This is a genomic window from Nocardia yamanashiensis NBRC 100130, assembly GCF_001613325.1.
GTDB classification, from domain to species: domain Bacteria; phylum Actinomycetota; class Actinomycetes; order Mycobacteriales; family Mycobacteriaceae; genus Nocardia; species Nocardia yamanashiensis.
This window is the reverse complement of the sequence record NZ_BDCD01000040.1, coordinates 24668-45218: the sequence shown is the minus strand read 5'-3', so window position 1 is coordinate 45218 and position 20551 is coordinate 24668. Positions and strand designations below refer to the sequence as shown.

The 20551-nt window shown below is 65.8% G+C and carries 19 protein-coding genes; 6 read left to right on the top strand and 13 right to left on the bottom strand.

The features are described from left to right. Positions 1–32 precede the first annotated feature (32 nt). From NY1_RS36255 to NY1_RS36245, 3 genes are read left to right on the top strand one after another with little or no spacing between them, the layout of a single operon-like run. On the top strand, positions 33–491 hold the full coding sequence (locus tag NY1_RS36255) for a hypothetical protein (protein WP_067721699.1): 459 nt from the start codon (positions 33–35) through the stop codon (positions 489–491). A gap of 53 nt (positions 492–544) precedes the next feature. Beyond that, complete coding sequence (locus NY1_RS36250; protein WP_067721698.1) at positions 545–1057, top strand: hypothetical protein; 513 nt, start codon at positions 545–547, stop codon at positions 1055–1057. A 10-nt stretch (positions 1058–1067) separates the two neighbouring features. Then, positions 1068–2204, top strand: coding sequence for an MAB_1171c family putative transporter (locus tag NY1_RS36245; protein WP_084536017.1), 1137 nt, complete (start codon positions 1068–1070; stop codon positions 2202–2204). Between the two features lie 49 nt (positions 2205–2253). Here the strand turns inward: NY1_RS36245 and NY1_RS36240 are convergent, their stop codons facing one another. Continuing rightward, complete coding sequence (locus NY1_RS36240; protein WP_067721696.1) at positions 2254–2922, bottom strand: class I SAM-dependent methyltransferase; 669 nt, start codon at positions 2920–2922, stop codon at positions 2254–2256. A gap of 248 nt (positions 2923–3170) precedes the next feature. Between NY1_RS36240 and NY1_RS36235 the strand changes: the two genes are divergently transcribed. Further along, positions 3171–3431: a hypothetical protein gene (locus NY1_RS36235; RefSeq protein ID WP_067721695.1), complete on the top strand. Its 261-nt coding sequence runs from the start codon at positions 3171–3173 to the stop codon at positions 3429–3431. A gap of 441 nt (positions 3432–3872) precedes the next feature. Beyond that, complete coding sequence (locus tag NY1_RS36230; protein ID WP_067721694.1) at positions 3873–5801, top strand: helix-turn-helix domain-containing protein; 1929 nt, start codon at positions 3873–3875, stop codon at positions 5799–5801. A gap of 27 nt (positions 5802–5828) precedes the next feature. Here NY1_RS36230 and NY1_RS36225 read toward each other — a convergent pair whose 3' ends face one another. Beyond that, positions 5829–6626, bottom strand: coding sequence for an OST-HTH/LOTUS domain-containing protein (locus NY1_RS36225; RefSeq protein ID WP_067721693.1), 798 nt, complete (start codon positions 6624–6626; stop codon positions 5829–5831). Between the two features lie 344 nt (positions 6627–6970). Here NY1_RS36225 and NY1_RS36220 point away from each other — a divergent pair, with 344 nt between their 5' ends. Continuing rightward, the gene (locus NY1_RS36220) at positions 6971–8509 is read left to right on the top strand and encodes a coiled-coil domain-containing protein (protein ID WP_169815451.1); all 1539 of its coding nucleotides are present in this window, start codon (positions 6971–6973) and stop codon (positions 8507–8509) included. A 168-nt stretch (positions 8510–8677) separates the two neighbouring features. Here the strand turns inward: NY1_RS36220 and NY1_RS36215 are convergent, their stop codons facing one another. The 11 genes from NY1_RS36215 to NY1_RS36165 form a co-directional block, all read right to left on the bottom strand. Continuing rightward, positions 8678–9538: a hypothetical protein gene (locus tag NY1_RS36215; protein WP_067721691.1), complete on the bottom strand. Its 861-nt coding sequence runs from the start codon at positions 9536–9538 to the stop codon at positions 8678–8680. Then, positions 9535–10506, bottom strand: a complete 972-nt coding sequence (locus tag NY1_RS36210; protein WP_067721690.1) for a ParA family protein — start codon at positions 10504–10506, stop codon at positions 9535–9537. The genes NY1_RS36215 and NY1_RS36210 overlap by 4 nt, the downstream gene beginning before the upstream one ends. Before the next feature lie 2054 nt (positions 10507–12560). After that, complete coding sequence (locus NY1_RS36205; protein WP_067721689.1) at positions 12561–13316, bottom strand: phytanoyl-CoA dioxygenase family protein; 756 nt, start codon at positions 13314–13316, stop codon at positions 12561–12563. A gap of 33 nt (positions 13317–13349) precedes the next feature. After that, complete coding sequence (locus NY1_RS36200; RefSeq protein WP_067721738.1) at positions 13350–13754, bottom strand: SAM-dependent methyltransferase; 405 nt, start codon at positions 13752–13754, stop codon at positions 13350–13352. Further along, positions 13751–15214: a radical SAM/SPASM domain-containing protein gene (locus tag NY1_RS36195; RefSeq protein WP_157762688.1), complete on the bottom strand. Its 1464-nt coding sequence runs from the start codon at positions 15212–15214 to the stop codon at positions 13751–13753. The genes NY1_RS36200 and NY1_RS36195 overlap by 4 nt, the downstream gene beginning before the upstream one ends. Beyond that, the gene (locus tag NY1_RS36190) at positions 15211–16584 is read right to left on the bottom strand and encodes a radical SAM protein (RefSeq protein WP_067721687.1); all 1374 of its coding nucleotides are present in this window, start codon (positions 16582–16584) and stop codon (positions 15211–15213) included. Before NY1_RS36190 ends, NY1_RS36195 begins: the two co-directional genes overlap by 4 nt. A 377-nt stretch (positions 16585–16961) precedes the next feature. After that, positions 16962–18356, bottom strand: coding sequence for a glycine--tRNA ligase (locus tag NY1_RS36185; protein WP_067721686.1), 1395 nt, complete (start codon positions 18354–18356; stop codon positions 16962–16964). Between the two features lie 63 nt (positions 18357–18419). Continuing rightward, positions 18420–18842, bottom strand: a complete 423-nt coding sequence (locus tag NY1_RS36180) for a hypothetical protein (protein ID WP_157762686.1) — start codon at positions 18840–18842, stop codon at positions 18420–18422. Positions 18843–18921: 79 nt separating this feature from the next. After that, a complete protein-coding gene (locus tag NY1_RS36175; protein WP_157762685.1) occupies positions 18922–19383 on the bottom strand; it encodes a hypothetical protein in 462 nt (153 codons plus the stop codon). Between the two features lie 12 nt (positions 19384–19395). Further along, complete coding sequence (locus tag NY1_RS36170) at positions 19396–19725, bottom strand: hypothetical protein (RefSeq protein ID WP_157762684.1); 330 nt, start codon at positions 19723–19725, stop codon at positions 19396–19398. Continuing rightward, positions 19722–20549, bottom strand: a complete 828-nt coding sequence (locus NY1_RS36165) for a hypothetical protein (protein ID WP_067721682.1) — start codon at positions 20547–20549, stop codon at positions 19722–19724. The genes NY1_RS36170 and NY1_RS36165 overlap by 4 nt, the downstream gene beginning before the upstream one ends. Positions 20550–20551: the final 2 nt, after the last annotated feature.

Below are 20551 nucleotides of genomic sequence, written 5' to 3'. Positions count from 1 at the left end.
GATCAGCAGCCGATCTGAGGAGGTGATCTTCGATGCAGACCAACGACGTACAGCCCTTATCGCTGAGCACTCGAGTCAACCAGCTTTTCCGGACTTTCCACCCCCGGGCGATGCCGGAACAAAACGTCGACGAGGTTGCTCAGGCAATCGGTGCTCGTCTCGGTCGCGATATCCCGGCCGAGCAGGTCAACGCTCTGCGCGAAGGTGCCTATGACGACAATCCTCCCGAGAACGCGCTGTTGACGGCATTGTCCGAGCACTTCCAGGTACCCACTGACTACCTGGTCGATGCTGCTTTCGCCGCGCCATTCCACCAGCAGCTGCGATTGCTGGCGTCGATGCGTGACGCTGGACTACGCCACGTGCATATGCGCGGGACCGTCGACATCACCGAACTCGCCGAGCAGCTGGACAAGCTAGCGCCCCCTGCGCCTGCCGATGACCGCAGGCACGAACATAACCACTCCACCCCACCCCACCAGGGGAATTAGACTCTTTCCCGCAGGGGATAGATCAAATACAGGGTGAGAGGGGGAATCCCGCGGTGCACAACATCTCCGCGCGATTCGAGGAACTGGCCAAGCTCGTGCCGATCCCATATCCGTGGGACGTCACCGAGTACATCGACCGTGTCGCCGCGCACCGTGGACGGCCGATCGTCTTATGTGCGATCGACCCAGGCGCACTGGCAGGCAGCGGATGCGGCACAGGATCAGGGCTCTGGATCGCCCGCAAGGACGACGATGTGATCATGTACGGTGCGGACACCGAATGGCACGCCGACCACATTCTTGCCCACGAAATCGGGCACATGCTGCTCGGGCACGGTGAAACCCCCGCTGAAATACCCTCGCAGACAACCGATCTCCCACTGACCACACTCATGCCGGACTTGTCGCTGGACGCAATCCGCAATGTGCTCCGCCGCCGCGACTACACGACCGATCTCGAGCGCGACGCCGAGAGCTTCGCCGACTGGGTCATGGTCGAAGCAACCCTGCCCAAGCGCACACCCAGCCGACTGCGTGCCACCTTCTTCCGCGGCCGCCACCGATAGGACCTCGCCGATGACTTCAGCGATTCCCGGCCTCATCGCATGGCCGGTAATGGTCGCCATCCTGCTCGTCATCATCGGAAGACTCTGGCTACTCAACGACAGCCCTGTCGATCGCCTCATCAACCGCGCCATGATCGCCGGTGCGGGCACAGGGCTGCTCCTGCGCGAAGCCTGGTTCGAACACTGGCTGGCCCGAGCGCTGCCCTTCGATGACGACCTCACCATCCAGTTCGCTCGTCAGCTGTCTTTCGGCTCCATCGTCCTGTCCATCACTTACATCTGGGGCATCGTCGGGATGTGGGGCGGTGACGACCCCGAACGCACATGGCACCAGCAGCGCTTCTACACCATGGCCGGCATCGCAGCGACGATCGTCATTCTCATCGCGGGTACCCCCGCCCGCAGCGCCAACGAGCTCATCGACGAATACATGGGCTGGCCTGCTGTCGTTGCATGGGTTGCCTTCTATCTGCCCATCGGCATCGCCGCCGTGGCGCTCGGCTACGTCGCCATCCGCGAACTCCGCCAGCCCGACGCCACCGCCCGCGAACGCGCCCTCTACATCGCAATCATCGTTCTGGCGGTCGTCATCGGATTCGACGCGGTCGCCACACCGGCCGTGACGGCGCTCCAGGTGCTCGCCGACGAACCCAATTCCGACCCCGAAATGCAACTCAAGAGCTGGATATTCTTCCTCGCCACCGTCGGATCCGCTGCGGCCGTTGCGATTCCGCTGGTCAGTACCGCGCTCACCATCACCGGATGGGACCGCACCAGCCGCTACTGCCGCCGCCTGCGGCCACTGTGGCGTGACCTCACCGCCGCTGTTCCGGAAATCGTGCTCGACCTGCCCCGGGACGAACACGGCCGCGTCGAGCCCGCCACCCGGCTACACCGCATGATCGTCGAAATCCGTGACAGCCTGTTGCATCTCAAGCGCTACAGCACCGCGCCGGTCTTCGCCGACCCGGATCCGGCCACCTATGCCGCCCATATCGCGGCCGCCATCGAGGCCAAGAACTCCGGCCTGCCCGCAGCCAGCCTCACGCCCGCCGCGAGTCCTGTGCAACTGGGTACTCGAGACCTCACCGGCGAACTCGAACAGCTGCTCTCGCTCGCCGAGCTCTGGCCGCGGACTCGCGCCTAACCCCCGCCTCGCCACCGCTGAGCCGCAATCGTCCAGTCGGACACCGGAATCAGCGCAGGGGCTGGCGCGCGGTGAACAAGGTGACGTCGCCGATATCGACCAACTCGACATCGGCGAACGCCTCCTTCAGCGCCGCCTCCAGCCCGGCATGATCATCGGCGTTGTTATTGAACGCCCCGACCCGGCTGTAGGCCGCCGTCAGCGCCCGCCCGAACAACGTGGCCGGGCGCTGGTTGAGAATCGTTGACCCGAACAGCACCCCGTCATCCGCGAGGACCCCGGCCAGATGCTTGAACGCCACCCCCTTCTCCGCGAAAGAACCCGGTAGGCAGTGGAAGACGAAATTGATGCCGATCGAGTCGAAGCCCTCCCCCGCCTCTACCGGCACCGGCTCAAGCACGCTGCCAGTCACGGTCTCGACGCGACCCACCTTGCCCTGCAACCGACGTCGGGTGTGCTCCATCGGCGTCGGATTCAGATCCAGCAGCGTCACAGTGCAATCCGCGGGCAGCTGCGCATTCACCAGATACCAGCCCGACCCCGGACCGACCTCGAGATGACGGGCACCGGCGAACTTCCGGTACGGCTCGAGCATCCGTTCCGCCGGGCAACGCCACGCGAACCGGTCGCTGAGCTTGATCACCCACACGTCGTAAATCGCAAGGAACACCGGCGTATACGGTTCCGCAGCCAACTGAGCTGCGTCCTTATCTGCCATCAATTCACCCCACGCTGTTGGAAGCGGACCCGGTATCGATCCCTCATCCTGCCGCATCCACCCTGCCGAGGTCGGGCTGTCAGCACACGAATTTCGTACCGTCCGGTCGTCATCCATGCGCCCGATCAGGGCGAATCCGCACTCCCCCAGGCCAATCCGTGCCAGGATTTCCAGCGGATTAGCCGGTTCGCATTCTGGTTAACTAAGATCAGCGTGTCGGACACCGAATCAAGACTTCCCGTGCAAGGATGCTCACCATGGCTGGAGTAAAACGCCTGAAGTACACCCCGAAAACGTATGGCTTCAAGCTGCACAAGAACGTCGACAAGCTGATCGATGACCTCGCCGCCGCACACGGTGGCGACCGCAGCAGGTGGCTGACGATGGTGGTGTCCGAGATGAGCGGCATCCCAGTCGAAGACATTCTTGTCCCGGAGGACAAGAACCAGCCGCCCCTTGAAGCGGAGGAAAGCCAGGAGGATTCGCGCAAGCGAAAGTCGGTCGCCTAGCCAGGGCGTACCCGACACGATGATGTAAAGGTCCGCGAAATCGCGGCCAGCACAACTGAATAGGACCCCCAGGGCCCCAAAGAAACACCCCAAAGTAGGGCGACAGCCCCCAAGCCTGCCAAGCGCGGGAGCTGTCGCGGAAGCCTACGGGAGAGCTGCGAAACATCTCCCGATTGGGTTGTGACAGGGCCCTTAGCAATCAACCATTGGACAGGAACATTGCTGAAGGACTCTGGGTCCGAGGATACCGCACGCCCAAATTCCGGCGCTACCGGATCGGCGTGTGTCGTGGCCTCGAAAACCCCTACGACGCAAACCCCAAGCGCCACGGCGCTGCGGCCCGACATCGCGGACACTGTTCCGGGCGATGATCCAGCTGACGAGCGAATCGCTCGCGCTCTCTGGGCCGCCTTCACTCTCCACCTCGCCGGCCGCCATTGGATGCGGCTCTACGTAGCCCCCCGGCCAGGTGGCAAGGGCAAATACGACGACGCCGCACGTCTCACCTACCGCACACTCCCCTCACGCCCGGCCGCTGTCTGCATCTTCAACAACGACGGCCGCACCGGTGTGCTCGTCTTCGACTTCGACCCCAAGGCCACCGACGACTCCCCTGCCGCCCGCGCCGCCGCGCGCGCGGCCGTCGAGCGCGACGCCTTCCGGCTCATCGCATGGGTTCGCGAACTCGGCGGAACCTACGTCGCCGATGTCTCCCCGCGCGGCGGCATCCACGTCTACGTACCGCTCGCAAGGGGCGAGCAGCTGCGCTGCCGGTCTCTGCTGCCGATGTATCAGCAGCTGCAATCCCTGCTGCCCACACTCGACATCCTGCCGATGTCCAACCCCGAACAAGGCTGCATCGCCCCGCCCGGAGCCCGCTGCAAAGGCGGCGGATTCCGCGAACTGCTCGGCATGACCGTGTCCGAAGCCCTCGCCGCGTTCGAGACCCGCTCGGCTCCCGGCCTCGCCGCGAAGCTGCGCGGCATCGCCAACGAGCAAATGCACCTCACCACCGCCCAGCCTGCCGACAACACCGACGGCCCGGCCGCCGGTGCCCGCGACTACGTCCCCGGCCCCGGTGCCGACGACCGGTTGCCGACCGTTCCCGGCGACAAGCTGCGCCCGTGGGTCGCAGCGTTCCTGCGGTTCGCGAAGGTCCCCGACCTGCGCGACAAACTGCGCAAGCCATGGACCCCCAGCCACGCCCGGCTGTCGGTCCTGCACCAGCTCGCCATGCTCGGCTGGTCGCTCAACGATGTTCGCGCCACCCGTGACAATCCCGATTGGGCGGGATTCTGGGCCCACTACGCCCAACGCAAAGACCACGTCAAACGTCTGACACTCGACTGGACACGGGCATTCGAATACGCAACCAAGCGCCTCGCGAGTAAGTCGGAAAATTCGTCTAAAGCCGCCCATAAATCCGAACAAGTGCACACAGGGGGGGATAGGCGTCTCCGGGAGATTCGCTACACACTGGCCGCCGCCCGCAAATGGATCCTGATCTCCGGACACTTTCAGCGCCAGCAGCAATGGACAGCCCTGGTAGTCGTGACGGCGCTCGCAGCGGCCATGGCCATGAACCGCAGCGCCTCCACCGCGGTCGGCATCCGATTCCTGTCCGTTGCCGCAGGTCTGTGCGGTGAAGAGGCCACCCACACTGTACTGCGGAAACTGCGGTCGATTGAAGGATCACCAGTGTGTTTCGTGAGCCGCTGGAATGCCCGAGACCACTCCGGAGACCGCTACTCCCTCATCACCCCCCGACTCGACGGAGAAATCGTGCGAGCGGCCGAATGGGAGGCCATTGCGGCGCGCCCCGAACCCATTGACCCGATATGGAGCGAGGTGGGATTCGCGGCCTGGTGGGTCTACACAATGCTCCAGGCCATCGAATCCGGGTCGGGGGAAACCGTCGCCCCCGAAGAACTCGCGGCAGCCGCCCGAATCAGCCTCAGCACGGTGCACCGCGCAATTCGACGCCTTCAGGAATTCGGCCTGGTCGATTACGGGCACGGCTGGATCGCCCGCACCGGCCGCTCACCGCGCCGCGTTCCCGACCTCACCGCAAGGGCAGACGAACGCCACGCCGCACGCCTCGCGCGCCACCGTGACGAACGCGCCGAGTTCTGGGAATTCTGGGACGTCATCACCGCCAACTACGACGCCCGCGAGATCAGCGGCTACTCCAGCATCGCCGAACTCGACCACCACACCCCGGACTACCTCGCCACGGTCTCCCCCGGTGCGAGGCCGCCGACCATCAGCACCGACCAGCACGAACCCGACGAGGACGACGACGAAGCCGCGCTGGCGCTGCTGCAACTCGAACTCGGCGCGACCATCCTCGAGGATGCACTGTGCCCCTGACCTGCGGCCGCTTGCCCTAACGGGCTCTCAGCCGTGCACCGGTGCGGGCCGCACATACGGAGTCGGGGTGCGTCCCGGGCCCGCGTCGCGGTGATCGACCTCGAACGCGCCGCAGCCCAGCACGAACTTCCCCAGGGAGTGATAACCCTGTTGGGAAACGTCCACGCGCGCATGCCGTTTGGTGATCGCGTTGCACACCGTTGACAGATTTGCCCAGCCGTCTGCGTCACCCAACGCCGCGGCCGCCTCGCGCAGCGCATCGACAAGCCCGCCCGCAACGGTCAACGCAGGCCCGCGCCGAGGCTTGGCCACCGGCTTCGGCGGCGGCGCCGCCAGCGTGCGCCGCAGGTCCCCCAGCCGCAAATCGAGCAGCTCATCAAATGCGAACGCCAAGATCCCGCCGGCGCGAAGGTACTTGATCACGTGCGCCTGGTCGTCGACGAACACCAGCGGCGTGTCCGGCTCGATCTCGCGCCGAACCGCCTCGCAGTGCTGCCGTTTGATCAGCACCGCCGGCGACCGGTCATCGACTTTGCGGCATCGCAGGTCTCCAGCCGGAAACTCGTGAGCCGCCAGCCACCCAGCGGTATCGGCGCTGGTAATCGCCGAGAACATCGTCGAATACGTGATGCGATAACCGAGCTCGGCCAGCGCGAGGACCAAATCGCGCTCGTCCTCGCGGACTTTCGCATCGGGCATCCGCGCGAAAAACTGCGCCCACGCCTGCGGTGAGTACCCATCAGCGAACACATCCTCGAACGCGCTCATGTCGGCGACGCCGCCCACGACGTTGACGATGATCGTTCCATCGCGTCTGGCCTTCATCACACGCCTCCTGCTGTCCGAGCTACTGCCACGAAACCGACCATCATGCATTCCCCCGGCGGAGTTACGCCAGGGCGGTCACTTTCTCACTACAGCAGCAGTTCTGCCGATTGCGGGCTCTTTCAGTGTCACTGGTCCACGACCGCCCGGCCGCAACGGCACGCGCGGAAGGCCAGTGACAATCCCCGCACGATCCGCATGGCCCCGGCCGGAGACCAACCGGCGGGAGCTGCCGCCACGGTCCGCGACACGGGGCAAGGCGCGCCAACCATAATAAGAATTACATGACTTGCATAACGTCATGAATGTCATGCAAGTCATGATAGTTATGATATTGTTTTCGAATGGCTATGAAGGATCTCCCGGGCACCGCGCCTATCGGTTTCGAAGACGCATTCACCTTGGCGGCGGCGCGGGAGGCGGTTCTAGCCGCGATCCAGACGGCCCGGTCGATCGAGGCCCTGGACGACGCGGCCGCCACCGAGCTCGAAGCACATGCGGCCGCGATCGACGACGTGTACGCGCTTGATGGACTCGTACGGGCCGCCAAGCCCTTGGACCGGCAGATCTGCCGGTTCCCGGGCTGCTTCCACCCGGCCCAGGACGGTCGCAACGCCTATTGCGCCCAGGTGCGCGACGCCGCGGGCGGGGCCAAGCACACCCCCACCCGATCCATGCGGTTGAGGAACTGGCTCGAATCCGGCGCGATACCCGCCGAGCCCCTCCCGGACGACCCCGCCGGCGCACGCCCGGTGTCGTTGGCACGCATGTCGATTCCCGAGCAAATAGCACGGGTTGAACAGGTCGCAGAGGCCGCGACCACGCAATTGACCAACGCCATCGGCGAACTTCGCAGGCAAGTCGCGCTAGTCGGCGACGACGAAGCACGGGCGGCCGAAATCGAATCGGTGCGCTACGACGAAGGCAAGAAGGTGGAAGAGGCGCGCGGTGCGCAACTGGCCGCCGAACGACGCGAACGCAATTCCCGCCAGCTCGCCGAAGCCGCCGAGCAGGCCCGCGCCGAAGCCGTCGAGGCCGCCGAGGAGGCCAACATCCGTGCGGACAGCGCCGAGCGCGCCGCAGCTGAGCAGGCTGAGCGCGCCGCCCAGGCCGTCAGCACCGCCCAGGCCGCTGCCGAGCAGGCCCGCGCCGAGGCCGACACCGCAATTGCCGACGCCGACACCCGAATTCAGCAGGTTACCGCCGACGCTGACGCTCGGATCGCCGCCGCCGAAGGCGCCGCCGCCGCCCGCATTGCCGACGCAGAGCGAACCGCGCAACAACGGATCCAGACGGCCGAAACCGATGCCCAGAACCGAATCCGTGAGGCCACCGAGCACACGGACCGGGAGATCGCCCGCATCCGCGCGGAAGCCGATTCAGCTATCGCCGCCGCCCAAGCCGAAGCGCAGACCGCGCAATCGGCCGCCGAGACCGCCGCAGAGCAGACGCGCGCCGCGCAAGCCGCCGCAGCCGAGGCCCGCCAAAAATCCGTCCGTGACGAAACCGCCGCGGCCGCCGCCCGCGAAGAACTCACCAACACCCGCGCCGACCGCGACCGCCTTCAGCAACGCTACGACGCCACCGAGAGCCGGCACCGGAACGAACTCGCCACCCTCACCGACCGCCTCGATACCCTGCAAACACGGCTCGACGACAACCAGCAGGCCCACCAGGACGAATTGCGCCGTCTCGCAACCGAACGCACCACCGAACGCGCACAGGACGAGGCCCGCGCAGCGGCCCAGCTCGACTCGATCCAGCGCGCCCACGATGCCCAAGTCGAATCCCTCAACGAGCGGATCAACCTCATGCAGCACGAGATCAACCGCGCACGCTCATCACAGACGCCCCCGACCGCGTCGCAGACCGACCAGCAATAGACCCCTCCTCCCGCTGGTCGGCAGACACTGCGCGGACTCGAAAACCGCCACATCCCAAACAGTTCGGCCCCAACCCAGCGCGATCGAGCTACAAACGGAGGGTGCGGGTATCACCGGTAGCCGGTGATACCCGCACCCTTGTGCACTACGCCCGACCGACCGGGCGAGCTAGTTGCTCGAATCTTCCTGCGCTGTAGCGCTTTCCGCCGGTTGGTCCGCCGTGTCCTTACTCGCGCTCTGTGTCGCCTTGGCTACAGCCGCCGAAGTGCCCGCCCGCCGCGCCCGTGGCTGCGACGGCAGTTCCGGAAGGAACAGATCCAGCAGTGCATTGAGGAAGTCACTGCGGCTCGGGAAGCCGTAGCCCTGCCAAAAGGCGTCGTAGGTGGCCAACTCCTGCCTGGTAGGCCGGAAGGACTGCTGCACAGAGTTTTTCATCCGGCCGCGGGCACTCCGGCGCCCTTCAGCCGGACCCAACAGGCCATCGGGATCATCGTCCACATCCTCCGCCAGACGCGACCTGTTCTTGACCGCAGCCAGCAAATCCGCGAATTTATCGTCCTTGCGCGCGTGCAGGAACGCACGCCGGACCACGACCGCATTATTGGGCTCTTGGCCGGTCGCCTGTTTCGTCGTGGTCTGGTAGCTGGCGAACCGATCACGTACCGGCGATTCGATGTTCACCAGACACTGAGTCAGCTTCGCGCCCTCATCACCGAGGTTCGGAACCTCGATCCGGATCTCGACATCTCCGGCGTCCAGATCCACGGCCATCACCGACTGAACAGCCGTCGGCACACTCGGCGCACGGCGCACGACAACATCCGTCGCCGGTGGAACTGCGTGCAAACCGCGTTCGGCCGGTGCATTGGCCGGCGCGGGCTTCTCCGCCTCATCCGGACGCGGGGCGGTGCGCGTCGAGGTTCCGAACGCTCCCGCCGCTGCCGCCTTGAAGCCGCCGAGGCCGGGATCCTTGGGCAGGCCGCCGACCTTGTCGTCCGTGGCCTGAGTGTCGTCCTTCTTGCTGCTCATGCTGCGTCAGTCTCCTTCTTGCTGGCGGCCACTGCCTGTAGGAACTCCATGCCGAGGGCCCGATAGTCACTCGCAAGTGATCGGATGGACTTCAGTGTTGCTGCGTCGAACTCGTGCGACTCGTCCGCTTCCTGCGGGACGATGCCCTTCGTGCGACAGGCAACCGCCGCCGCCTCCACGTGACGAATGCTCTGCTTGAACACCGGAGCCGCGCCATCGAGGTCGGCTTCGAGGTGCGCTTTGATGTTCTTGATGACCCTGGTCGCGGATGTGTTGGTGGCGAACAGCACCACTCCCAGCAGCCTGAGACCGGGATTCAGCTGCAACGCCTTCTCGAATCTACGGGCGACAACTCGGAGTCCCTTGCGGCTCGAAGGGTCGGACTTGGACGGAATGACGACCATATCCCCCGCTACGAGCGCTTGCAGTTGCAGGACATCTGAGCCGGGCGCGACATCCAGGATGATCACGTCGTACTGATCACGGACGGCGTCAATCGCGGCTGCATACATACCCATCCAGGCAGTCTGAGCAGCGGGGTCGTCCTGATACGAAGCGTAACGCTTCTGGACGTACAACTCCTCTACAACCGCTTCGAGTTCGGTACCACCCGGAACAACGAACAAGTTCGGACGTGCCTCGCCAGTGGGAACCAGAGGTGTCCCATCGAGAACAGCATCCGCCTGAGCCTTGCCGTTGTCAGCGAGCGCGCCGCCAGTCAATCCAAGGTCTTCGCAGTTGTTTCCCTGCTCATCGAGCTCGACAAGCAAAACGCGGTGTCCCGACTGAGACAGATCGTAGGCGAGAGCTACAGCAGTGGAAGACTTTCCGACGCCCCCCTTGCCGTTGATGATGACAACAACCTTGCGGGGCATGGCACTGTCGAGTATGAGCTGCAACCTGCGTTTGAGCGCAGATTGCACATCGATCAGATCAACAAGTCCTAACTTGGCAGCGATGACAGCCATAGACCGGCCTCTCTAGCGGGATACGTGCTTGGCATTGCGCGCGATCCTACGGGAGGGAAGATCGAAACACCTAGCGCGACACGCGAACCCAACAGATCGCCACAGCTAGCACTCGAACTATCAGGGAATCTATACCGTGGTATATCGGACAACGTATATGTCTACCTATCGCGGAACGTATAGCGAGGCGCATAGTCCGACGCATCGCGCGGCGTATAGCAGTACGTATAGCGCAACGTATCGCTCTGCCTATAGCGCAGCGTGGGGCGGACGTGCGTGGACGGCCTATTTCCCACGGTGGAGATTAGCTGACACCTTGACTCTCAAGGTGATTCGAGCCGGAGCGTCCCTCTCCATAAAGGAGCCGTACCGGAAGTCGATGTTTCTCTAGGGTTTACGCTCGGAGGTATGCGAGACTGTCTGACATAGCCTCGATTTGGCGTCACAGTGACGTATTATCCGCAGGTCAGCGGCCAGTTTCTTCGGGTTCGTCGGCTAATGGCGTGCTCAGAATGGTTAACGCTTGGCCGCGTGGAGAACCCGCCCACGGCTCCCAGCGGAACGCTTGCGCCTAGCCGATTGGCACGGGCGGCACCGACGCTCTCGGTGTCTGGTGCCGCACAACGTGGCCACCTATCGAGAGAACGAACCCGCCGGTCTGTGCACGGCGTGATGCCAGCGATCAACCGAGAACCTTCGCCCGGGTCCACACGACGCCCCGGTCGACTGCCATCGAGAGAAGGAAGCTACCTCGATGCGAGCCGGGCACCAACGCGCCTGCTGCTGACGCAGCGCCGGATTTCGGAAATCTCGGCGCGCCAGTGTCGCGCCCCTTCGGCGGGGTTCCCGGGAACCGACTGGGCACCGACTACCTCGGAGCCGCCCATTACGAACATGTCCGGCGCGGCTCAGTCACCCAGCAGTCGAGGCACGCGAAGGAAAAATCTTCCGCGCTATGACGCCGGTTGAGGCAACGGAACCCCGTGCAGGCCATCGCGTGCGGAGGGTTTCGATGCTCCCCACCAACTCGGACCCCGGACCTTTCTGCCAATCGGCGGCGAGCGCTGGAAACCGGCACCGCCCCCGGCCATCGGCCGACTGGACGAACCGTCCCCCGCCGGCGTCCTCCGACTGGCGACGGCCGTGCGGGTCTCGCTGCGCTCGCCGCGCACCGCGCCTCTCGGTTCCATCTGCCGCGAGGACACCCGCCCCAGGTGCGAACCATCACAGATACTTCCGTCATGGCCCACCCCCGAACAGAAGCGGTCGCATCGCGCCCGAACCCTCCCGTCCACGAACGTGATTGACTCGACCGCGATACACGCGGCAGGCGATTCCCTTGCCACTCAACCGCTGGATGCTCCCGTGCGGATCCGACGCGCGACGTTCCCGGCTCCCACCCAGGACACAGAACCTTCGCGCAGATCGCCGGAAGTCGGCGCGCCCGATCGGCATTCCGTGGCGCTGCCTTGTCGAGACAGGCGACGTTGGGGCGGCAGTGTGAAGTGCCGAAGGCCCCACCCGCAGAACCAGTCCCCGGGCATCGGCCCATGAGTCGACGAGTCCCGCGTGCTACGACCCGGCCGCACTCGGTGAGCGTGTGCGCCACCACCATCCGTGCACAGGTCGGCGGAATCGTGTTCCCCGCGCAGACCCCAACCGGCCCCACCCTGCTCTCCGACGACGGTCCCCACGGTCGAGATCGGCACGGCCAATGCGCCGGGCTCGCACGAGAATCCAGCCGCATCGACGGCGAGTTGGGGCGAACCTTCGACTACTCACCGGCCGCGAGATACGCAGGGCCGGAAGCGATTCCAGCCCGAATAGGCGTCACAGTGACGAAATGCATCGATGTAGTGAGGTGTGTGAGGTGGAAATGTGTTACCACGCTCGCCGATAGCGGCATTTGAGGCCCTTCCAGGCCCCATACCGAATCACCCGCGGAGCTGCCGCGACACTGAGCCCTCCCGCCGTCGCGCAGCTCCCGCAGGCTCACCACCTCCAGCCGGTACCGCCGGAGGTGGCCCAGCCCACGAAGCCGCCACAGCAGGGAGTCAGGGGGCGCGATAGCGCAGACCTTGCCCGCCGCCCGCAGTGCGCGAATAGCCGTACCTCTGCGCGTCGGTCGTGCAGCCGATCGACGCCACCACCCAGTGCGCCGTATAGGCGCGCCGCCAGTGCGGCGAACGATTAACCGCCGAGCAATGCAGCACCTGCGAATGCAACGCCACCACCCCGCCGGCCCGCACCGGCAACAGCACCTCCCGGGCCACGTCCACCGAATCCGGCGGAGGGACATGGTTGTACGGTGCCCCCGGCTGCGGCACGTGCTCAAGCAGGACGCGATGCGACCCCTCGATGACCCGTAGACACCCGTTGTCCGCGGTCGCGTCATCCAAAGCCACCCACGTCACGATCATGCCGTCCGCCGGGACGTAGCCCAACGACGCGTTTTCCTGGTGCCACGGCTTCGGCGTCCCGAAAAACGGTGGCTTGGCGAACAATTGATCGCGCATCAAGTACCCCGGCTCACCCAGCAGCCCGGCCGCGAGCTCGCTCAGACGCGGATCCGACGCGAAGGCCCGAAACTCCGGATGCTTGAGAAACGGGTAGTCGATCTTGCGCGGCGCCACCTCGCCGTCGCCGCCTCGATCGACCGTGAACGGCGAATTCGGATCCTTCGCCATCTCCGCCGCGGCCACCTCCATCGCGACCTCCGCGATGCGCGCCGCGTCCTCGCGCGACACCACATCCTCGATCACCGCGAACCCGCGCTCGAACAGCTCAGAACGCGCCTGCGGCAACGACATTGCTGGAACAGCAGTAGACATCTCGATCCCCTCTCATTGGTAGGCGGGCAGCTCGATCGCGGGTTTGAGATCCAGCAACGGTGTGCCGGTGACGCAATCCAGGCCGCGGACCCGCAGATTCAGCCCATCGACGTCGACCAGGTCCACCAGCGTCAGCCCGATCGGATTCGGCCTGGTCACACTGCGACTGGCCAGCACCCCCACCAGCGGGCCACCCGCATCGACCCGGCGGCGAGTGACCGAGCGATCCGCCTGCGTGGCCCACCACAACACGTGAGCGCGGATGCCCGCCTCGATCCCATCGACGATCTCGCGATACGCCGGGGCGATGCACAACGTGCTTATCGTCGCCACCGTCCAAGGCTGGCGCGGACAGTCGGCGACCGTGTCGTAGGCGGTGAGCGCCGTGCCGATCAGCACCAGCTGCGGGCCGCTCACCGGTCCCACCCGGCCACGTGCGCGCCGTACAGCCCCTCGAGGTCGACGTCCCCGACCAGCTCCAGCATCCGGGCGTGATAACCCGGCCAGTGCTGCCGAAGTAGCCCGGTCGGATCAGTGAGAATCCACACCAGCAGCGCCCGCGCGGGCTCATCACAGCCCGTCAGGCCGCCGTCATAGGCCATCGAATACAGCCGGCACCCGCCCCCGCACACCGGGCGCACCGGACAACCCGCGCACGCCATCGCATCGGTGTGCAGCCCCGCCAGGGGCAGCCGGGCCCGGAACCCGGCCGCGTCGTCGTCGAGGATCGACCCCGCCGACAGCTCCGGCGCCAGCTCGGTCAGGATCGGGCATTGCGTGATCGCGCCGTCAGCCTTCAGGGTGACCAGCTGTTCATCCTCACGGCACGGGTGCCCCGGCGCAAACGCGCTCAGCGCTTGCGGATTCGCGAGCACGCTGGTCGCCAGGTAGTTCCCCATCCGCACCGGGAACCCGAACGGCTCACGGGCGTGAGCGGCCAGGATCGCCGTGAAATGCCGCAGCGGCAGCCGCACATCCGGGCGCACCCCGAACAACTGCCGCTTGCGGGCCGGGGTGCGGGTGCGCTCGCCCGCCCCATGGTGCACCGGCACCGCCAGGCGCACGTTCCACGCCTGCACCTTCGGGTAGCCGCGCAGGTAGTCGCCGATATCGGCGATCTCGGTAATCGGCTGCGACCAAATGTTCGTCGTGAACACCAACGGCCGACCCGCCTCCGCCAGGCCGCGGATCGGCCCATACGGATCGCGCAGGTGCCGATACCCCGGCCGGACCCGGTCGAGCAGATCCGAACGCAGCGCATCCAAGCTGATCCGGAACACCGTCGACTCCGGGACTTCGGCGAGAATCCGATCGCGGACCTCTTCGGTGAGGAACGTGGCGTTCGTGCTGACACTCGCCAGCTCGATCCCCTCCGCCCGCAGCAGCGTCGCCAGTTCGAAGAACCGCGACACGTAGTGTGCGCTGAACACCTCGCCGCCGGTGACCGACACCGACCGCAAGCCTTCGGCGCGGACCTTGGCCAGGATCTCCGGAATCGCCTCCGCAGGCCAATGATCATTACGAGTTCCGTGATAGCAATGCGGGCACTGGCCATTACACGCCGCCGTCGGCTCCAGCACCGCATGATCAGCGCCAGGCAGGATACTGCCCGCACACCGTTGCCCCTGGTCGATCCCATCGAGGAACCGGGCCAGATCCGCCGTCGCGCGCTCGATCCCGATACCGAAGCGCGCCGCCAGCGCGGCCGCGGCCGCCGAACCGGTCCCGTGCTCGCACACCATCAGCCAGAAGACCCGAGATGTCTTGTTGAGCACCAGTTTTCGGCCAGAGACCCGATCATGCAGGACATCGTCACCGGTCAGTTCCAGCCGGGCCAGCAACCGCGCGGCCCGCTCGTCGACCACGCCGGCGGTCATCGCCCGCACCCGCTCGCGCCGGTCGGCGCCAACGGCAGCAGCACCCGCCCACCCGGCGCGGCCGCGCCCGGATAGGCCCGCACCTTGCCCAAATGGCAGCCGCCGCCGCACGCCGACAACTGCCCGCACCCCGCGCACGCCCCGGCCGGGGCCAGCGCCCGGCGCACCGTCGGCACCATCCGCTCCCGCCACAGCCGCGCCAGACCATCGCCCACGGCCCCGGCATAGGTACTCGAATGCGGGCAATGCCGGAACATTCCGTCATAAGACACCGAGGCCCACAAAAGCCCTGCCGCGCAATGGTTATCGAACTCCGGCCGTACCGGGTCGTTGATCGCGGTCGGTTCAGGGGTCAGGCAGTGCCGGGGCGCGCACGGCACCCGCACCCGCAGCCCGTCCAGGGCGGCCGTGCATTCGTCGATGGTTTCGGCCAGCTGCGCCAGCAGCACCGGGCGCCGCGGATCGGCAGGCCCCACCGGCACGTACGGCATGAAGCTCACATCCGACACCCCGAGATCGACCAGCCGCCGCGTGAGCTCCGGCATCTCGTGCAGGTTGTCGGCGCACACCAACGCCTCCGCTACCGTGGTCAGCCCCGCCGCCACGGCCGCGCGCATCCCGCGCCACGCCTGCCCGGCTGCGCCCGGATTGCGTGCCATCGCGTTATGGGTCTCATCGAGCCCGTGCACGCTGAACAAGGCCACCCGCAGCCCGACATCGACGAGCCGTCGCGCTTCGGCCGCGGTCATGCGGATGCCGTTGGTGAACAACTCGACGTCCATGCCGGCGCTCGCGGCAGCGGCCACGATCTCGCGGTAGTCCGGATGCAACGTCGGCTCCCCGCCGGAGAACCGCATCCGCAAGCACTTGCCCTCCGCGGCCTGCTGGATCACCGCGTGCGCGGTGGTCAGCGACATATGCACGTCGGGAGTGAACCCGGTGTCGCTGCGCCCGCGTACCCCTTCCTCATCCGAGACCTTCCACACGTTGTAGCAGAACCCGCAGTGCCAGTTACACATTCGGGTCAATTCGACCTCCAGCGCCAGCGGGAACGGCACATCGGTTTGCGCCCACCCCAGCGAATCGCCGCTCCGGCGGCGAGGCTGCGGCCGCTGCGGCGCGTTCCACACCGTGAACCAGAAGACCGCCAGATCTTGCGCGATCTGCTCAGGCGCGACCCGATAGCCACCGGCCAGCACCGCAACCGGATCGGGACTCACGAACGTGGCATCGACGAACGTGCCCGCGGTGTCGTTGAGCCGGTGTTCGAGCCCGGAGCGGGTGTCATAGAGCAACCGCAGTTCCGGGCGATAGACGAACCGGCGACGCAGCTGCGCCGCCGGCGCCGGAAGGATAGTGGTAATGGTCATGGCCGAGATCCCCTCGCGCGCAGACGGAATGAAGACAGAAACCCCGTATCGGGCTGGAAAGAGCAAGGGGACACCTGGCGCCCACGACAATCGTGGCGGTGTCCCCTCACCGAACTGGCTAGAACGAGCACTGTGGCGGCAGGTTCTCGGTTGTCTCGACGGTCGGCGGCACGTATGCCATGACGTCATCGGTGGTCTGATCAGCCACGTCAACGGTCTCGAACTGGTCCATTGCACTCCTCCTTTCCACGGTCCGTGGGAACGAAAGGCACACGGTAGAACCACAACTCGCGAAATCCGGCCCAAAAAAGGGGCCACCGCCAAAAAGACCGGAAAACTTCCTGTCTCGTTGGCGGTGGCCGTTATTTTGCAGGCGGTCAGACCCCGAGCAAGCGGGTTGCCAGATAACTCTGGACCTGGTCGAGCCCGATACGCTCCTGAGCCATCGAATCCCGCTCGCGCACCGTCACCGCCTGATCGTTGAGGGTGTCGAAATCGACCGTGATGCAGAACGGCGTACCGATCTCATCCTGTCGTCGATACCGCTTGCCGATCTGGCCGGCATCGTCGAAGTCGATGTTCCACCATTTGCGCAGCTGCGCGGCCAGATCCCTTGCCTTGGGCGAGAGTTCAGCATTGCGCGACAGCGGCAGCACCGCCGCTTTCACCGGCGACAGCCGCGGATCCAACCGCAGGCTGATCCGTTCCTCCGTGCCGCCTTTGGCGGTCGGCACCTCATCCACGGTGTAGGCGTCGACCAGGAAGGCCATCAGCGACCGCGTCAGCCCGGCCGCAGGCTCGATCACATACGGGATGTAGTGCTGCCCGGCCGCATGGTCGAAATAGGTCAACTCATGGCCCGAATGCCGCGAATGCGCCGTCAAGTCGAAGTCGGTACGGCTCGCGATGCCCTCCAGCTCACCCCACTCGCTGCCCGCGAACTCGAACCGGTACTCGATATCGGTCGTACCCGCGCTGTAGTGCGACAACTTCTCTTTCGGGTGCTCGAACAGCCGCAGATTCTCCCGGCGAATGCCCAGGTCGGTGTACCAGGACAGACGGGTGTCGATCCAGTACTGATGCCACTCGTCGTGTTCGCCAGGCTTGACGAAAAATTCCATCTCCATCTGCTCGAACTCCCGCGTCCGGAAGATGAAATTGCCCGGAGTGATCTCGTTGCGGAAGCTCTTGCCGATCTGGCCGATACCGAACGGCACCTTCATCCGCTGCGTACCAACTACGTTCGCGAAGTTGACGAAGATGCCCTGCGCGGTCTCCGGCCGCAGATACGCCATACCCTCCTCGGATTCGACTGGGCCCAGATAGGTCTTCATCAGGCCCGAGAACTGCTTGGGATCGGTCCACTGGCCGACCGTGCCGCAGTTCGGGCACGGCACCAGCTCCATCGACACCGAATCCGGATCTTCGACCTTGTGCTTGGCCGCGTACGCCTCTTGCAGGTGGTCTTGCCGTTGCCGCTTGTGGCAGTGCAGGCACTCGACCAGTGGATCGGTGAATGTCTCGACATGCCCGGCCGCGACCCACACCGCTGGCGGCAGGATGATCGAGGAGTCCAGGCCCACGACATCGTCACGACCGGTGACCATCGACCGCCACCACTGCCGTTTGATGTTCTCCTTCAACTCCACCCCCAACGGCCCGTAATCCCAGGCCGAGCGGGTACCGCCGTAGATCTCGCCCGACGGGTAGACCAGACCTCGCCGCTTGGCGAGGTTGGCTACGGTATCCACCTTCGACGACTTGGGCGCCACTGAAATATCTCCATCCACAGAAAAGGGGGCGGGGTTGGAACAGAAGGAATCGGCACAGCCTAGCTAGCCTGACCGCGGGCGCAGGAGCGCCAGGGCGAAGTACCGATATTCGGATTCGGCGTGCTTCGACGCCACATTGCGAAACGGGCCGGGATGCTCGTCCCACACCTCGATCACCAAGAGGGCGGGATCGGCTGCCCACCGCAACCGCAACCGTCCACGCCGCGCCGCCCGCGCGCCCTGCGCGGTATTCCAGCGGTGCAGCCCCGCGACCAGATCCACGATGGTGTGCGCTGTGGCGTTCTCGTCGTGCAGGGCCCAGCGATTGGTGAAGTCGGCTGCGAACTCTTCAGCCCTGTCAGCCAGAAAGGCATCACGCAAATCCAGCACGATCAGGGTCTCTTGTTCGGGCCCGTTCCATTCGAAGCCGGTCGAAAAGCGCTCTTGCACAACAATCCTGCCGGTACACGTGGTCATGCCGTCCACCTCCACCTCCACCTCGTAGTGACCCCATTGCCACACCCGCCGCGGACCACTCGCCACCGCGCTTCTCAGGAAGCCGCCGCTAGGGCACACGCCGCTGCCCCCACATCGCCTCAGCACACAAGTCCGTCCAGGCCACCGCCCGCTCACTGGCCGCCAGCCAAGCCGCATGCCAGGTCTCGGCATCGCGCCCGGCCGCCAGCGCCGCTTCCGCTTCCAGATGCGTCCGTGCCAGCGCATCGACCGCCTCACCGAGCGACTCCGAACACCTCGCGATGAACGGCGCGAACTGCATGCCCCACAAGTCGATTCGCTCCACCAGCCCCGCCCGCATATCCGCGAACCCCGCCGCGCTCGGCGACTTCGTCCGCAATTCCGCCAGTGCTCGCGCGCACCGCGTCACCGGATGCGCGTCCGGGCCGTCACCGGCATGCCCGCAGATCGCCGCGACCAGCTCATGCCAATCCGGCAGCCCGTCGGCCCACCGCGCCGAACCCGTGCCCGCCAGGGCCGCGGACACCGCGTTGCACTGTGCTTCTGCCACGGCGATCACCGCTCACGCCGCCGGATCCGGCCGCGCGCTCGACGGCCGCCGGGGCCACCGAAACAGCGGATCCGCCACCAGCACATCGACATCCAGGCGTATTGCCGCTATCCAGTCATCGCCCAGGGTTTCCCGGCTCGGCACCACAACCGTGGTGATCGCGGCGTGCTCGAACGTGGCGTGCAACAGCGCAATATGCTGCTCACCGGCCAGCGTCGAGACATCGGCCAACGGCAGGCCCACGACTGCGGCCGCCCGGCGCACGCTGGCTTCCTGGTCCCCCACCGCGGTCCTGGTCAAATCTGACCGAACGATGCCGTAACCCAGCTCGGCCCTGCTCATATCCGGCCACCCCGCTCCGCATCGACCATCGCGGTGTACCTGCCGACTGCGTCGCCCAGCTCGTGCCATTCCCGCGCCAGCGGCAGCGCGCACCACGTCACCGTCCCGCCGTCGCGCGCGCGAGTCCGGGACGCGCGGCCCCGGCTCGAGACCGTGACCCGGATCGGTTCGTCGGAATGAGCGCGCGTCTCGTGTACCTCGATCAGCAGCTCATCGGCGGTCCGGCTCAGCCGGACCGTCAGCTGATTGAACTGGGCATCGATCTCGGCGTAGATGGGCGAAGCCGCCGAGATCTCCGACTGCGCCGCCCGCACCGCGTCTACGACCAGCGAGACCACCACCGCCTCCGCCGCGTCGACCATGTCCCGCAGGCCCGCCCGGGTCAGATCCTCATGAAGATGCAGCCGCGCGACCGGCTCCGACGTCGGCAACGCCCGACACGTGAACTCGCCGACCAACGAGGCACCACCCATATCCGGCAGCACCGAGACCGCATGCCGGCGATCGGTCACCGAATTCGCCTCTGTCGAGAGATACCAAACCTGCGCACGAAGATCCGTAAACCGTTGCAGCAGAAGCGATCTCGATTCCGCTAAACCATCCAGATGCGCCGGCGTCGGCATCACCACATGCTGTTGCGGGCCCGCCGTCGCCACGGCCGCATACAGCGACCACAGCACATCGAGCGTCGGCCCCGGCTCGCAGAAGAACTGCACGCCGCCCAGGCCGTGCAGCTCGCCGAACTCGCGCATCATCTGCTCGACGTCCCTACGACGATCGGTCACCAAGTCCGCCCGCAGATACCCGAATGTCACCGGCCCCATTG